Annotated in this window: 15 protein-coding genes and 1 pseudogene; 6 read left to right on the top strand and 10 right to left on the bottom strand. The window is 73.5% G+C overall.

What is annotated here, in order from left to right; all coding sequences use genetic code 11:
* Nucleotides 1-66: 66 nt before the first annotated feature.
* The 6 genes from FVA95_RS14575 to paaA form a co-directional block, all read right to left on the bottom strand.
* Nucleotides 67-843 carry an IclR family transcriptional regulator gene (locus FVA95_RS14575; protein WP_149664719.1) on the bottom strand — a complete coding sequence of 259 codons (777 nt, stop codon included), beginning with the start codon at nucleotides 841-843 and terminating at the stop codon, nucleotides 67-69.
* Between the two features lie 24 nt (nucleotides 844-867).
* Nucleotides 868-1977 (bottom strand): 1,2-phenylacetyl-CoA epoxidase subunit PaaE, encoded by a 1110-nt coding sequence (gene paaE, locus FVA95_RS14570; RefSeq protein ID WP_161992309.1) that lies wholly within the window; start codon nucleotides 1975-1977, stop codon nucleotides 868-870.
* 142 nt (nucleotides 1978-2119) lie between these two features.
* Nucleotides 2120-2608 (bottom strand): 1,2-phenylacetyl-CoA epoxidase subunit PaaD, encoded by a 489-nt coding sequence (paaD, locus tag FVA95_RS14565; RefSeq protein ID WP_255474650.1) that lies wholly within the window; start codon nucleotides 2606-2608, stop codon nucleotides 2120-2122.
* Complete coding sequence (gene paaC / locus FVA95_RS14560; protein ID WP_149664717.1) at nucleotides 2605-3483, bottom strand: 1,2-phenylacetyl-CoA epoxidase subunit PaaC; 879 nt, start codon at nucleotides 3481-3483, stop codon at nucleotides 2605-2607. Before paaC ends, paaD begins: the two co-directional genes overlap by 4 nt.
* A complete protein-coding gene (gene paaB, locus FVA95_RS14555; RefSeq protein ID WP_149664747.1) occupies nucleotides 3480-3833 on the bottom strand; it encodes a 1,2-phenylacetyl-CoA epoxidase subunit PaaB in 354 nt (117 codons plus the stop codon). Before paaB ends, paaC begins: the two co-directional genes overlap by 4 nt.
* Nucleotides 3834-3877: 44 nt before the next feature.
* Nucleotides 3878-4825, bottom strand: a complete 948-nt coding sequence (gene paaA, locus FVA95_RS14550) for a 1,2-phenylacetyl-CoA epoxidase subunit PaaA (RefSeq protein WP_149664716.1) — start codon at nucleotides 4823-4825, stop codon at nucleotides 3878-3880.
* Nucleotides 4826-4987: 162 nt separating this feature from the next.
* Between paaA and FVA95_RS14545 the strand changes: the two genes are divergently transcribed.
* A complete protein-coding gene (locus FVA95_RS14545; protein WP_161992307.1) occupies nucleotides 4988-5935 on the top strand; it encodes a DUF559 domain-containing protein in 948 nt (315 codons plus the stop codon).
* A 13-nt stretch (nucleotides 5936-5948) separates the two neighbouring features.
* Here the strand turns inward: FVA95_RS14545 and FVA95_RS14540 are convergent, their stop codons facing one another.
* The gene (locus FVA95_RS14540) at nucleotides 5949-6545 is read right to left on the bottom strand and encodes a TetR/AcrR family transcriptional regulator (RefSeq protein ID WP_149664714.1); all 597 of its coding nucleotides are present in this window, start codon (nucleotides 6543-6545) and stop codon (nucleotides 5949-5951) included.
* Nucleotides 6542-7360 (bottom strand): enoyl-CoA hydratase/isomerase family protein, encoded by an 819-nt coding sequence (locus FVA95_RS14535; RefSeq protein ID WP_149664713.1) that lies wholly within the window; start codon nucleotides 7358-7360, stop codon nucleotides 6542-6544. The genes FVA95_RS14540 and FVA95_RS14535 overlap by 4 nt, the downstream gene beginning before the upstream one ends.
* Nucleotides 7361-7574: 214 nt before the next feature.
* On the opposite strand from FVA95_RS14535, the gene paaZ reads away from it, so the two are divergent.
* From paaZ to FVA95_RS14520, 3 genes are read left to right on the top strand one after another with little or no spacing between them, the layout of a single operon-like run.
* Nucleotides 7575-9605: a phenylacetic acid degradation bifunctional protein PaaZ gene (gene paaZ / locus FVA95_RS14530; protein WP_149664712.1), complete on the top strand. Its 2031-nt coding sequence runs from the start codon at nucleotides 7575-7577 to the stop codon at nucleotides 9603-9605.
* A complete protein-coding gene (paaK, locus tag FVA95_RS14525) occupies nucleotides 9605-10936 on the top strand; it encodes a phenylacetate--CoA ligase PaaK (protein WP_149664711.1) in 1332 nt (443 codons plus the stop codon). Before paaZ ends, paaK begins: the two co-directional genes overlap by 1 nt.
* A gap of 49 nt (nucleotides 10937-10985) precedes the next feature.
* Complete coding sequence (locus FVA95_RS14520) at nucleotides 10986-11648, top strand: DsbA family oxidoreductase (RefSeq protein ID WP_149664710.1); 663 nt, start codon at nucleotides 10986-10988, stop codon at nucleotides 11646-11648.
* On the opposite strand, the gene FVA95_RS14515 is transcribed toward FVA95_RS14520, so the two are convergent.
* Nucleotides 11645-12073 carry an Lrp/AsnC family transcriptional regulator gene (locus tag FVA95_RS14515; protein ID WP_255474649.1) on the bottom strand — a complete coding sequence of 143 codons (429 nt, stop codon included), beginning with the start codon at nucleotides 12071-12073 and terminating at the stop codon, nucleotides 11645-11647. The two genes, FVA95_RS14520 and FVA95_RS14515, sit on opposite strands and share 4 nt — an antisense overlap.
* Nucleotides 12074-12244: 171 nt before the next feature.
* Between FVA95_RS14515 and pdhA the strand changes: the two genes are divergently transcribed.
* Together pdhA and FVA95_RS14505 are read left to right on the top strand one after the other, a co-directional pair.
* Nucleotides 12245-13303: a pyruvate dehydrogenase (acetyl-transferring) E1 component subunit alpha gene (pdhA, locus tag FVA95_RS14510; protein ID WP_370460867.1), complete on the top strand. Its 1059-nt coding sequence runs from the start codon at nucleotides 12245-12247 to the stop codon at nucleotides 13301-13303.
* Between the two features lie 38 nt (nucleotides 13304-13341).
* A pseudogene (locus FVA95_RS14505) lies at nucleotides 13342-13791 on the top strand (alpha-ketoacid dehydrogenase subunit beta); the annotation flags it as partial.
* A 36-nt stretch (nucleotides 13792-13827) separates the two neighbouring features.
* On the opposite strand, the gene FVA95_RS14500 reads toward FVA95_RS14505, so the two are convergent.
* A partial coding sequence (locus tag FVA95_RS14500; RefSeq protein WP_193564307.1) for a transposase occupies nucleotides 13828-14219 on the bottom strand: 392 nt, incomplete at its 5' end.

Below are 14219 nucleotides of genomic sequence, written 5' to 3'. Positions count from 1 at the left end.
TGGTGCAGCGAGGATGCGGGGCGACGGGGCGAGCGCCGTACGTGCCTTCCGGAGAATGGAAGGGTTTCAGGGCGTGCTGGTGCTGAGCGCGCGGCTGATCCCGGCGGCGGTCGTGCGCACCAGCGGGGCCAGCGCACGGGCGGGCACGCTGCCGTGCCGCACCACGAGCGAGACGGCCGCGACGACCTGGCCGCGGGCGTCGGAGACGGGGGCGCCGACCGACAGCGCGTCGTCGGTGACCTGCCGGTCGCTGACCGAGTGGCCGTCGCGGCGGACGTCGGCGAGCATGCGGCGCAGCCGCTGCGGGTCGGTCACGGTGAACGGGGTGTAGCGCTCGATCCGCCCGCCCAGCACCTCGTCCTGCAACTCCGGCGGCGAGTGCGCGAGCAGCACCAGGCCGACCCCGGTCGCGGTGAGCGCGAAACGCCCCCCGACCCGGGTCTGCACCGGGACCGCGCCGGACCCGGCGAGCCGTTCGACGAACACCACCTCGGCGCCCTCGCGCACCGCGAGCTGCACGTTCTCCCGGGTGATCCGGGACAGGTCCTCCAGGAACGGCAACGCCGTCTCGCGCAGCGCCTGCCCGCGCGGGGCGAGCGCGCCCAGCTCCCAGACACGCAGCCCGATCCGGTAGCGGCCCTGCTCGTCACGCTCCAGCGCACCCCACGCCGCCAGGTCGGCGACGAGCCGGTGGGCGGTCGACAGCGGGACGTCGGCGTGCCGGGCGAGGTCGCTGAGCGACAGCGCGGACCGGTCGGGTCCGAACGCGTCGAGCAGGCCGAGCGCGCGCACCACGACCGACCCGGTCGGCCCCACCGGGTGGCCGCGACGCGACGTGGTCATGCCCGCCAGTATCAGGCGTCGTGGTCAGGCGTCGTAGTCGACCGTGGCGGTCCCCGTCACCGGGCGGGACTGGCAGGTGAGGACGAACCCGGCGGCGACCTCCTCGGGCTCCAGCGCGTAGTTGCGCCGCATGGTCACCTCGCCGTCGGTCACCTTCGCCCGGCAGGTCCCGCACACCCCGCCCTTGCAGGCGAACGGCAGGTCGCCGCGGACCTTCTGCGCGGCGTCGAGGAGGTACGCCCCGGACGGGACGGCCAGCGTCGTCGACCGTCCGTTCAGGACGACCGTGACCTGCGCGCCGTCGCCGTCCGGCTCGGGCTCGTGGCGGTCGACCTCCGGCGGCGGCTCGTCGACGTAGAACAGCTCGCGGTGCACCCGGCGCCGCTCGACACCCAGCTCGCCGAGCACCGCGACCGCGGCCTCGGTCATCCCGAGCGGGCCGCACAACCACCAGTCGTCGACGTCGCCGGTGTCGACCAGCGCGGTGAACAGCAGCCGCAGCCGGTCGGCGTCGAGCCTGCCGTTGACGATCTCGGCCTCGGTGGGCTCGCGGGACAGCACGTGCAGCAGGTGCAGCCGCGGGCCGTAGCGGTTCTTCAGGTCGGCGATCTCCTCGGTGAACATCACCGTGTCGGTCCGCCGGTTGCCGTAGACGAGGGTGACGCGGGTGTCGTCGTGCGCGGCCAGCAGCGACGCCGCGATCGACAGCACCGGTGTGATCCCGGACCCCGCGGCGACGAGGCCGTGGTGCGTGCCCGCCCTCAGCTCCGGGGTGAACGACCCGGCGGGCGGGCCGACCTCGACGACGTCGCCCGGGGTCACCTCGTCGACCAGCCACGCGGAGAACAGGCCGCCGTCGACCCGGCGCACCCCCACCCGCGGCGCGGTCCCGGCGGCCGAGCAGATCGAGTACGACCGGCGCTCCTCGCCGTCGGCGGTGACCTTCCGCAGGGTCAGGTACTGGCCGGGCCGGAAGTCGTAGTGCGCGCGCAGGTCGTCGGGCACGTCGAAGGTGACGGCGACGGCGTCGTCGCACAGCCGCTCGACCCCGCTGACGACCAGCCGGTGGAAGCCGGCGGGGAGCTCGGTCCCCTCCGTCAGCAGGGCCTCGATCTCGTCGTCCAGGGCGAGCATCGTCCGGCCGTACGCCCGGTTGGCCCGGGCCTGCCACGCCGCCGCGCGCCGTTCGCTCATCACAGCTCCTCGCCGGTTCGGTCGATCACCGGGCACGCTCCGCTCCTCGCTCGCCAGGGCTCGCTGCGATGCTCACGCACCCTCAGATCTCCTTCATGTGCTCGAACGGCTCACGGCAGGTCGTGCACCGGCGCAGCGCGGTGCACGCGGTCGGGCCGAAGCGCGAGAGCTCCTCGGTCGCCCGCGACCCGCACTGTGGGCAGGGCACGACCGTCGACGGCGCGTCCAGCGTCAGCGGGATCGGCCCGGTGGTGCGCGGGGCGCTCCCGGGCGGTGCGACGCCGGCCTCGGCGAGCTTGCGGCGCCCGGTCCCGCTGATCCAGTCGGTGCTCCAGGCGGGGGAGAACACCGTCCGCACCTCGACGCGTGTGTACCCGGCCGCGGTGAGCGCGCCGCGGATGTCGGCCCGCATCTCCTCGATCGCCGGGCAGCCGGAGTAGGTCGGGGTGATCGTGACGGTCACCGTGCCGTCCTGTTCGGAGACCGACCGGATCACCCCGAGGTCGTCGAGGGTGAGCATCGGCATCTCGGGGTCGACGACCTGCGCGACGACCCCGCCCGCCCCGCTCACCAGGACGCCCCGGGGTGCCGGCGCGCGAGGCTCTGCAGCACGACCAGCGCGTGCTCCAGCTTCTCGGTGTGCAGCCCCTGCCGGCCGCCGCGACCGCCGACCGTCCCGGTCGGCGGCACGGTCGGGCGGGTCAGCGTGGCCCGCTCCAGCACCTGCGCGAGCACGACCTCGACCTCCTCGCGGGTGTCGGCGGGGTCGACCGCGACCCCGGCCGCGACCAGGCGTCGTTCCTGCTCGGTGGTGCGGAACAGCTCCTCGATGTGCGGCCACACCCACTCCAGTGCGTCCTGCATGCGGCGGTGGGACTCGTCGGTGCCGTCGCCGAGGCGCAGCGTCCAGCGGGCGGCGTGGTCGCGGTGGTAGGTGACCTCCTTGACCCCCTTCGCGGCGACGGCGGCGACCACCGGGTCGGCCGAGCCCTGCAGCCGGTGCAGGAGCGCGAGACGCCAGGTGGAGAACACCAGCAGCCGGGCGATGCACCGGGCGAAGTCCAGGTCGTCGGACGGTTCGACGAGCCCGACACAGCGGAACTCCTCGACCTCGCGCCAGTAGGCCAGCGCGTCCTCGTCGCGGCCGGTCAGGTGCCCGGCGCGCGAGAGCAGCACCCGGGCCTGACCGAGCAGGTCGAGCGCGGTGTTGGCGAGCGCGACCTCCTCCTCCAGCTCCGGGGCGTTCGAGACCCACTCGGTGAGCCGGTGCGACAGCACCAGCGCGTCGTCGCCGAGCATCAGGCAGTACGCGGCCAGGTCGGCGGGGTCGACGCCGTCCGGGACGGGCGCGACGATGTCGGCCTCGGAGTCCTCGAAGCCCGACCCGAACGCCCAGCGGGGGTCGTCGCCCTCCTCGGTCAGCGCGTCGTAGACGGAGCCGCTCACAGGTGCGGCACCTCCTCCGGGATCGCGTAGAACGTCGGGTGCCGGTAGACCTTGTCCCCGCTGGGGGCGAAGAACGGGTCCTTCTCGTCCGGGCTGGACGCGGTGATCGAGTCCGCGCGGACCACCCAGATGCTCACGCCCTCGTTGCGACGGGTGTAGACGTCGCGGGCGTTGTGCAGGGCCATCTCGTCGTCGGGGGCGTGCAGCGACCCGACGTGCACGTGGTTGAGCCCGCGCTTGCCGCGGACGAACACCTCGTAGAGCGGCCAGGCGCGACGGCTCGGCCGCTCGCCCTGCCCGGTCTCGACGCCCGTCGTCGGGACGGCGCCGTGGCCGCCCTCGGTGTTCATGCTCGTTCCGCTGGCGCTGCTCTCGGTGCCCACGTCCTGCTCGCTCATGCCCGTGCCCCCTGCTTCTCGGCGTAGGCCCGGGCCGCCTCGCGGACCCACGACCCGTTCTCGTGCGCCCGGCGGCGGTGGTCCAGTCGCTGCCGGTTCGCCGGTCCCGCCCCGGAGACGACCGCATTGAACTCCGACCAGTCCGGCTCCCCGAAGTCGTGCGCCTGCCGCTCGGAGTTCCAGCGCAGGTCCGGGTCGGGCAACGTCACGCCCAGCGCCGCCGCCTGCGGCACGGTCATGTCGACGAAGCGCTGGCGCAGCTCGTCGTTCGTGTGCCGCTTGATGCCCCACGCCATCGACTGGTGGGTGTTGGGGGAGTCGCCGTCGGCCGGGCCGAACATCATCAGCGACGGCCACCACCAGCGGTCCACGGCCTCCTGCACCATCCGCTTCTGCGCGTCGGTCCCCGCGGTCAGGGCGAGCAGCGACTCGTAGCCCTGGCGCTGGTGGAACGACTCCTCCTTGCAGATGCGGATCATCGCCCGGGCGTAGGGCCCGTAGGAGCAGCGGCACAGCGGGACCTGGTTGGCGATCGCCGCGCCGTCGACCAGCCACCCGATCACCCCGATGTCGGCCCAGGACAGCGTCGGGTAGTTGAAGATCGAGCTGTACTTCTGCTTGGCGTCGATCAGCTTCTCGGTGAGCTCCTCGCGGTCGACGCCGAGGGTCTCGGCCGCCGCGTAGAGGTACATGCCGTGGCCGGCCTCGTCCTGCACCTTGGCCAGCAGGATCGCCCGGCGCCGCAGCGAGGGTGCACGCAGCAGCCAGTTGCCCTCCGGCTGCATCCCGATGATCTCCGAGTGCGCGTGCTGGGCGATCTGCCGGATCAACGTCCTGCGGTAGGCCTCGGGCATCCAGTCCCGCGGCTCGATCCGCTGGTCCGCCGCGATTGTCGCGTCGAACCGCTCCGCCAGCTCCGCCGGGGGTGGCGCGGTGCTCGTCACTGGACACCTCCGTACCGAATGTTCGTTCGGCTACGAGTGTGGCCGATGCCGGATGCTCCCGCAACCCCGACGCCGGGTGTCGCGTTCCCGTGGTCCCCACCACGCGAACGCGACACTCGACGACGAGTGGAACCGCAGCGCCGCTGGTGTCGTCCAAGACCCATGGATCTCACGAGACCCTTCCACGGGGCGACGGCGGTCCGCGCCGGCCTGGTCACCCCCAACGAGCTGCGCGGCCCGCGCTTCCGGCGTCTGGTTCGGGGCGTCCACGTCCGCGTCGACGTTCCGGTGACCTACCTGCTGCGGTGTGAGGCAGTGGCGCTGACGGTCGGAGCGCTCGCCGCCACGGGTCGACCTCGGCCGGGCGACGCCCGTACCGCGCTCGCGGGCTGGGCGGCGGCGGAGGTGCACGACGCACGGTGCGCGCCGCAGGGCGTTCCGGTCGAGATCGCCGTACCGGGTGGCAACCGGCGGCTCGACGGCGTGCTGGTCCACCGTGGCCTGCTCGCGCCGGACGAGCTGGTGGCGGGGGTGCGGATCCCGGCCCCCGGTGGCCGTCGGCCCAGGTTCGTCCCCGGCCGGACGGTCACGGCCACCACCCCGCTGCGCACCGCCTTCGACCTGGCCCGCCGGGTGCCGCGCACGGAAGCGGTGATCGCCCTCGACGCACTGGCCCGGGTCGGCGGTTTCGCCCCGGCCGCCGTGCTCGATCTCGCCGGGCGGTGTCCGGGAGCGCGGGGGATCCGGCGGCTTCCCGGCCTCGTCGCGCTGTCGGACCCGCTCGCCGGGTCCCCGATGGAGACCCGTGTCCGGCTGGCGCTGCACGACGGCGGGCTGCCGCCACCCGTCTTGCAGTGCTCGGTCGGTCCCTACGCGATCGACCTCGCCTACCCGCGGCTGAGGTGGGGCATCGAGTACGACGGCGAGCACCATCGTGACCCGGCGCAGGCCCGGCGGGACCTGGAGCGGCAGCAGTACCTGTCCCGGGCGGGCTGGGTGATCCTGCGCCCCTCCGCCGCCGACGTCCTCCGGCACCCGGACCTGCTCGCACTCACCGTCCGGGCCCACCTCGAGCGTCGCGAATCCGTGGTCGTGGGCACCGGTTCGTGACGCTCGGCGGGTGTCAGGGGGCCGGAACGATGCCGGTGAAGGCGGCGCGGACGACGTCCTGCGGCAGGGTGGCGGTCCCGGGGCGACCGGGGCGGTACCACTCGACGATCGAGTTGATCGTGCCGGACAGCAGCCGGGCGGCCAGGGCGGGATCGACGTCGGAGCGGACCTCGCCGGCGTCGACGGCCTCGCTGACCAGGGCGCGCACGGCCCCGTCGAACGCGCGGCGGCGTTCCAGCGCCCAGCGCTCGGTCTCGGTGTTGCCGCGCACCCGGAGCAGCAGGGTGACGTAGGGCAGCTCGGCCATGAGCACCCCGACCTGCGCGGCGACGATCGTCCGCAGCCGCTCGGCGGGGGAGCCGGTGCGGGCCTCGGGCAGGTCGAGCACCCCGAACAGCCCGTCGACGGCGCGTTCCAGGGCCGCGCGCAGCAGTGCCTCCTTGCCCGCGAAGTGGTGGTAGAACGACGACTTCGTGATCCCGGCGGCCCGCGAGAGGTCCTCCATCGACGTCGCGTCGTAGCCGCGGTCGATGAACTCGCCGACCGCGGTCTCGAGCAGCGCGTCGCGGCCCCCGCTCGGGCGCCGGGCCCGCTTGACCGGCGAGCTCATCGGCCCTCGAAGACGGGCTTCTTCTTCGCCAGGAAGTCGCTCACGGCCTGCTGGTGGTCGCGCGTGGTCGACAGCCGGATCTGGGCGTCGGCCTCGTACTCCAGGACGGCGGGGAGCTCGTTGACCGCGCCGAAGCGCAGCGCGCCCTTCACCTCGGCGTAGGCGCGGGTGGGACCCGCCGCGAGCTGCCGCGCCAGGTCCAGTGCGGCGTCGAGGACCTTCTCGGCGGGCACGACGTCGCGCACCAGACCCCAGTTGCGGGCGTCGGAGGCGGTGAACTGCTCGTTCAGCATCACCAGCTCGGTGGCCCGGGAGACCCCGACGGCGTGTGCGAGTGACGCCGCGAGCCCGCTGTCGGTGGACAGTCCGATGCCGGTGAACGCGGTCGCGAACTTCAGCCCGTCCGCGGCGATCCGCAGGTCGGCGGCCAGGGCGATGCCGAGCCCGGCGCCCACACAGGGTCCGTTGATCGCGGCGACCACCGGCTTCGGTGCCTCGTTGAGCGCGCGGATCAGCGGGTTGTAGTGCTGGCGCACGGTGCCCAGGGCCCCGACCGGGTCGGCGTCGAGTGTCGCGGCGTGCTCGCCCAGGTCCTGTCCGACGCAGAACGCCTTCCCCGCGCCGGTCAGCAGGATCGCGCGCACGGACTCGTCCCCGGCGACCTCGACGACCGCGGCGAGCAGCGCCTCCTTGAGCTCGACGGTGAGCGCGTTGTACTTCGCCGGCCGGTTGAGCGTGACCACCGCGACCGACGGGTCGGTCTCGTCGCGGGTCACGAGGACGGCGGGATCGGTGCCGGTGGCGGGGGAGGTCATCCGCTGAGCCTAACGGCCGACCGAACGATCGGTCTCCCTGTCCGGCGGGCGATGCCGGGAGGCGTCCCACGCGTGCCCCCGGGCCCGTTGTCCGGGTGCCGCCGGACGCCCGGACGGACCCTGGTGCGGCTCCGTGGAGCGGTGCTAGGTTCCCCGAACGAACGGTCGGTCCAATGGCCGACCCGCGACGACGAAGCGCGACGGAGGCCCGCCGATGACCCTGCTCCGCAGTCACCTCTCCGGCACCTGGCAGACGGGGACCGGCGAGGGCCGCCCGCTGTACGACGCGGTGACCGGCGACGAGGTCGCCCGCATCTCCGCCGACGGTCTCGACCTCGCCGGGGCGCTGGAGTTCGGGCGGCGGACCGGCGGGCCCGCGCTGCGCGCGCTCACGTTCCACCAGCGCGCCGCCCTGCTCAAGGCGCTCGGGCAGCACCTGCGCGAGCACCGCGAGCAGCTCTACGCCGTCTCCGCGCGGACCGGCGCGACGCTCGGCGACTCCACGTTCGACGTCGACGGCGGCATCGGCGTCCTGCTCGCCTACGCGTCCAGGGCCAAGCGCGAGCTGCCCAACGACACGATCCACGTCGAGGGCGACGTCGAGCCGCTCGGTCGGGGCGGGACCTTCCTCGGTCAGCACGTGCTGACCCCGCTGCGCGGGGTCGCGGTCCAGGTCAACGCCTTCAACTTCCCGGTCTGGGGCCCGCTGGAGAAACTCGCCCCGGCCTTCCTCGCGGGGGTCCCGACGCTGATCAAGCCGGCGTCGCCGACGGCGTTCCTCACCGCGGAGCTCGTCGAGCTGATCATCGGCTCCGGTCTGCTGCCCGAGGGGTCCGTGCAGTTCGTCGCCGGGTCGCTCGGCGACGCCTTCGACCACCTCACCGGGCAGGACCTGGTGAGCTTCACCGGCTCGGCGTCGACCGCGCAGACCCTGCGCAGCCACCCCGGGATCGTCCGCAACTCCGTGCGGTTCTCCGCCGAGGCCGACTCGCTGAACCTGGCCGCGCTCGGCCCGGACGCGACGCCCGGCACTGCGGAGTTCGACCTGTTCGTGAAGGCCCTCACCACCGAGATGACGGTCAAGGCCGGACAGAAGTGCACCGCGATCCGGCGCGCGTTCGTGCCGCGCGCGCACGTCGACGCCGTCGTCGAGGCGGTCTCGGCCCGGCTGTCGACGGTCGTGGTCGGTGCGCCCGGTGCCGAGGGTGTCCGGATGGGGGCACTCGCGAGCCTCGACCAGCGCGAGGAGGTCCGCCGCAGCGTGAAGTCCCTGCGCGACGCCGGCCGGATCGTGTTCGGCGACCCCGACCGCGTCGAGGTGGCCGGCGCCGACGCCGACCGCGGCGCGTTCGTCTCCCCGCTGCTGCTGGTCGGCGACCCGGACCGCGCCGAGCCGCACGAGGTCGAGGCGTTCGGCCCGGTGTCGACCGTGCTGCCCTACGACACCACCGAGCAGCTGATCGACTACGCCGCCCGCGGCCAGGGCTCGCTCGCCGGCTCCGTCGTCTCCGCCGACCCCGGGTTCGTCCGCGAGGTCGTGCTCGGCGTCGCCCCGTTCCACGGCCGCGTGCACGTGCTCAACGCCCGCGACGCCGGCGAGTCCACCGGGCACGGGTCGCCGCTGCCGCAGCTCGTCCACGGCGGGCCGGGCCGGGCCGGCGGTGGCGAGGAGATGGGCGGCGTGCGCGGGGTGTTCCACCACATGCAGCGCACCGCGGTCCAGGCCGACCCCGACTCGCTCGCCGCGATCACCGGGCGCTGGGTCACCGGAGCGCAGCGCCACACCACCGATGTGCACCCCTTCCGCAAGCACCTGGAGGAGCTGCGCCCGGGCGACTGCCTGGTCGCCGGCCCGCGCCGGGTGACCCGGGAGGACGTGGAGCACTTCGCCGAGTTCACCGGCGACACGTTCTACGCGCACATGGACGAGGCAGCTGCCGCGGCGAACCCGCTGTTCGGACAGCGCGTCGCGCACGGCTACCTGGTCGTGTCCCTGGCCGCCGGGCTGTTCGTCGACCCCGACCCGGGCCCCGTGCTCGCGAACTTCGGCGTCGACGGGCTGCGGTTCCTCACCCCGGTCCGCTTCGACGACGAGCTCACCGTCACCCTGACCTGCAAGCAGCTCACCCCGCGCGAGTCCGCCGGCTACGGCGAGGTCCGCTGGGACGCCGACGTCACGCGGCAGGACGGCGAGTCCGTCGCCCGCTACGACGTGCTCACCCTCGTCGCGAAGAAGGACGTGTGATGACCGCGGCCACCAAGCGCCTCGGCGACGCGCCCCCGGCGGAGCTGCTGGACCCGGCCGAGCGGATGTCGGTCGACGAGCTGCGCACCCTGCAGCTGGGGCGTCTGAAGTGGACGTTGCGGCACGCCTGGGACAACGTCCCGCACTACCGGCGGAGGTTCGAGGAGCACGGCGTGCACCCCGACGACTGCCGCGAGCTCGCCGACATCGCGAAGTTCCCGACGACGACCAAGGCCGACCTGCGGGAGACCTACCCGTTCGGCATGTTCGCGGTGCCCCGGGAGCGGATCGCACGGATCCACGCGTCGTCGGGCACCACGGGCCGCCCGACCGTCGTCGGCTACACCGGGAGCGACCTCGACCGGTGGGCCGGGCTCGTCGCGCGGTCCATCCGGGCCGCGGGCGGGCGCCCCGGCCACCGCGTGCACGTCGCCTACGGGTACGGGCTGTTCACCGGCGGGCTCGGCGCGCACTACGGCGCGGAGAAGCTGGGTGCGACCGTCATCCCGGTCTCGGGCGGCATGACCCCGCGGCAGGTGCAGCTCATCGGCGACTTCGCCCCCGAGGTCATCATGCTGACCCCGAGCTACATGCTGACCCTGCTCGACGAGTTCGAGCGCCAGGGCGTCGACCCGCGGACCACGAGCCTGCAGGTCGGGATCCTCGGCGCCGAACCGTGGACCGAACGGATGCGCGCCGAGATCGAGGAGCGGGCCGGCATCCACGCCGTCGACATCTACGGGCTCTCCGAGGTCATGGGGCCCGGCGTCTCGCAGGAGTGCGTGGAGACCAAGGACGGCCTGCACATCTGGGAGGACCACTTCCTGCCCGAGGTCGTCGACCCGCTCGACGGCACCCCGCTGCCCGACGGCGCCGAGGGCGAGCTGCTGTTCACCAGCCTCACCAAGGAGGGGCTGCCGATCATCCGCTACCGCACCCGCGACCTCACGACGCTGCTCCCGGGCACCGCGCGGCCGCAGATGCGGCGGATGGCCAAGATCACCGGCCGGTCCGACGACATGATCATCCTGCGCGGGGTGAACGTGTTCCCGACCCAGATCGAGGAGATCGTGCTCCGCACGCCTGGGCTCGCGCCGCACTTCCAGCTGGAGCTGACGACCCGGGGCCGGCTCGACGCGATGACGGTGCGCGTCGAGGCCCGCGGCGACACCCCCGCCGACCGCCGCGACCCGGCCGCCGCCGAGCTCGTGCGCGCGGTGAAGGAGACCGTCGGGATCTCGGTGACCTGTGAGGTCGTCGACCCCGACACCCTGGAGCGCTCGGTCGGGAAGCTGCAACGCCTCAAGGACCGGCGGGAGCCGAGGTCCTGACCTGTCCGGCGCGGGAATGCCGTGGGTCGCGTGCGGGTTGCGACCGGTCGTGAAGCTCGAGATCTGGTCCGACGTCGTCTGTCCGTGGTGCGCGATCGGGCGGGCGCGCCTGGAGACGGCGTTGTCCGGCTTGGCGCACCGCGACGAGGTGACACTGCGGTGGCGCAGCGTCGAGCTCGACCCGGCCGCGCCGCGCGAGCAGCCCGGTGACCGCGCCGAGCACCTGGCGGCCAAGTACGGCGTGAGCGTCGCGGCGGCCCGCCGGATGGAGGAGCAGGTCACCGCCACCGCGGCCGCGGACGGGCTGGAGTTCCGCTTCGACCGGGCCCGCCAGGGCAACACCGTCGACGCCCACCGGCTGCTCCACCACGCCTGGGCGACCGGCGGGTCCGGGCTGCAGGACACGCTGAAGGGGCGGCTGCTGCGCGCCTCGTTCACCGACGGCGAGCCGATCGGCGACCCCGAGGCGCTCGCCCGGATCGCGGTGGCCGCCGGTCTCGACGACGGCGAGGTGCGCGCCGTGCTCGGCTCCGACCGGTACCTCGACGACGTCCGCGCCGACGAGGACATGGCCCGCCGCCTCGGCATCACCTCGGTGCCGTTCCTCGTCGTCGACGACCGCTACGGCGTCGCCGGCGCCCAGCCGGTGGACGCGCTGCGCCAGCTCCTCGACACCGCCTGGTCCGAGCAGGAGACACCCGCCCGGAGCTAGCGGGACTCGTCCTCGAAGATCAGGATCGTCCGCGTCGACACGACCGTCGGGAGCGCCTGCAGGCGCTCGAGCACGACGCTGCGCAACGCGTCGTTGCCGCTGGTGCGCACCAGCAGCAGCACGTCGAAGTCCCCGCCGACCAACGCCATGTGCCGGACCTCGGGGATGGCGCGCAGCTGTTCGCGCAGCTCGCGCCAGCTGTTCTGGCGCACCGTCAGCGTCACGTACGCCGAGGTGTGCAGCCCCATCCGGTGCGGGTCGACGACGGCGGTGAACCCGGTGATCACGCCGTCGTCGACGAGCCGGGCGAGGCGGGCGTAGGCGTTCGCCCGCGAGATCGTCAGGCGCTCGGCCAGCGCGCGGCCGGTCAGCCTGCCGTCGTGCTGCAGCTCCGCGACCATCCGCCGGTCGATGTCGTCGAGCACCGCCGCCTCCGTTCGTCTCGCCGGGACCCGCCGGGCGAGGGTGCCCAGGACCACTCGTCCGGGGCGATATCGCGCTGCGGGCCGATCGTCTCGTCCTCTCCACGATCCAGGCTGATCGTACGGATCATGCGCCATTCTCGGAGCACTGTGGCCGCACGGAAGGGAGTCGTCGTGGACGACCGGCACGAGACCGTCCGCCTCGTGGAGCCCGACGGCACCACGGTTCCCGGGGCCCAGCTCCCGTCGCCCGACCGGCTCCTCGCCGGCTACCGCGGCCTGGTGCGCGCCCGTCGGCTCAACGAGCAGGCCGGCGCGCTGGTCCGGCAGGGACGCCTGGCCGTGTACCCGTCCTCGCGCGGGCAGGAGGCCTGCCAGGTGGCCGCGGCGATGGTGCTGGCCGACGGCGACTGGCTCTTCCCGACCTACCGCGACACCGCCGCGATCGTCGCCCGCGGTGTCGACCCGGTCGAGGTCCTCACGATGCTGCGCGGGGACCGGCACTGCGGCTACGACGTCGCCGCCCACCGCGTCGCCCCGCAGGCGACCCCGCTCGCGACGCAGCTGCTGCACGCGGTCGGCGTCGCCCACGCCGCGCGGCTCAAGGGTGAGCCCGACGCCGTCCTTGCGCTCTGCGGCGACGGCGCCACCAGCGAGGGCGACTTCCACGAGGCGCTGAACTTCGCCGCGGTCTTCCGGGCGCCGGTGGTGTTCCTGGTGCAGAACAACAAGTACGCGATCTCGGTGCCGCTGCACCGCCAGAGCGCTGCCGCCAGCCTCGCGGACAAGGCGGTCGGCTACGGCATGCCCGGTGTCCGGGTCGACGGCAACGACCTCGCGGCCCTGCTCACCGTCCTCGACGACGCCGTGGAGCGGGCCCGCGCCGGCGGCGGCCCCACGCTGGTCGAGGCCGACACCTACCGGATGGACGCCCACACCAACGCCGACGACGCCGGCCGCTACCGCAGCGACGACGAGGTCGCCTCCTGGGCCGCGCGCGACCCGCTGGCGCGGCTGCGCGCCCGGTTGCGCGCCGACGACCTGCTCGACGACGACACCGAGCGCGCTCTCGTCGAGGACACCGAGCAGATGGCCGCGGACCTGCGCGCCGGCATCGCGGCCGAGTCCCCGGCCGACCCCGAGGAGCTGTTCGCGCACGTCTACGCCCACCCCACCCCGCAGCTGCGCGAGCAGCGCGACCAGCTGCGCGCCGAGCTGGAGGTCACGCCGTGAACACCGAGGCAGTGCACACCGGTCCCGTGAAGCTCACGATGGCGCAGTCGATCAACACCGCGCTGCGCGAGGCGATGGCCGCCGACCCGACCGTCGTCGTGTTCGGGGAGGACGTCGGCCCGCTCGGCGGGGTCTTCCGGGTCACCGACGGGCTCACCGCCGAGTTCGGCGAGCACCGTTGCTTCGACACCCCGCTCGCCGAGTCCGGCATCGTCGGCACTGCGGTGGGGATGGCGATGAACGGGCTGCGGCCCGTCGTCGAGATGCAGTTCGACGCGTTCGCCTACCCGGCGTTCGAGCAGATCGTCAGCCACGTCGCGAAGTTCGGCAACCGCACCTCGGGCCGGATGCGGCTGCCGATGGTCATCCGGGTGCCCTACGCCGGCGGGATCGGCGGCGTCGAGCACCACTGCGACTCCTCCGAGGCGTACTACGCCCACACCGCCGGGCTGACCGTGCTCGCCCCGGCCACGAACGCCGATGCCCACGGGTCTGTAACGAGAACGGTGGTTCCGGCGATGTTGTCAGTAGTGCTCGGCGCCCGGCCAGCGGTCACCGAAAGTGATGGCGAAGGCGTTGAGGACTGGCTTCCAGCGCATCATCCATCGGGTGTGGCCTCGTCCGGTCGGGTCGAGGCTGCGGGTGACAAGGTACAGACATTTCATCGCGGCCTGCTCGCTGGGGAAATGCCCTCGCGCTCGGACCGCTCGCCGGTAGCGGGCGTTCAACGATTCGATCGCGTTCGTCGTACAGATCACCCTCCGGACCTCGATGTCGTAGTCGAGGAACGGCATGAACTCGGTCCAGGCGTTACGCCACAAACGTATCATCGCCGGATAGGCTCGCCCCCACTCGTCATCGAGATCATCCAGCGCGGCTGCAGCGGCATCGGCGGTGGACGCGGTGTAAATAGCTC

It is taken from the genome of Pseudonocardia sp. EV170527-09, from assembly GCF_008369905.1.
GTDB lineage: Bacteria > Actinomycetota > Actinomycetes > Mycobacteriales > Pseudonocardiaceae > Pseudonocardia.
The sequence above is the reverse complement of the archived record's forward strand: the minus strand, read 5'-3'. Positions and strand labels throughout refer to the sequence as shown.

Excerpts from the sequence above, each read along its gene's own strand:
- paaK (WP_149664711.1), top strand. The coding sequence starts at position 9,605 with ATGACCGCGGCCACCAAGCGCCTCGGCGACGCGCCCCCGGCGGAGCTG.
- FVA95_RS14535 (WP_149664713.1), bottom strand. The coding sequence starts at position 7,360 with ATGACCTCCCCCGCCACCGGCACCGATCCCGCCGTCCTCGTGACCCGC.
- paaE (WP_161992309.1), bottom strand. The coding sequence starts at position 1,977 with ATGCTCGCCCTGGACGACGAGATCGAGGCCCTGCTGACGGAGGGGACC.
- paaB (WP_149664747.1), bottom strand. The coding sequence starts at position 3,833 with ATGAACACCGAGGGCGGCCACGGCGCCGTCCCGACGACGGGCGTCGAG.
- paaZ (WP_149664712.1), top strand. The coding sequence starts at position 7,575 with ATGACCCTGCTCCGCAGTCACCTCTCCGGCACCTGGCAGACGGGGACC.
- FVA95_RS14540 (WP_149664714.1), bottom strand. The coding sequence starts at position 6,545 with ATGAGCTCGCCGGTCAAGCGGGCCCGGCGCCCGAGCGGGGGCCGCGAC.
- FVA95_RS14575 (WP_149664719.1), bottom strand. The coding sequence starts at position 843 with ATGACCACGTCGCGTCGCGGCCACCCGGTGGGGCCGACCGGGTCGGTC.
- FVA95_RS14545 (WP_161992307.1), top strand. The coding sequence starts at position 4,988 with ATGGATCTCACGAGACCCTTCCACGGGGCGACGGCGGTCCGCGCCGGC.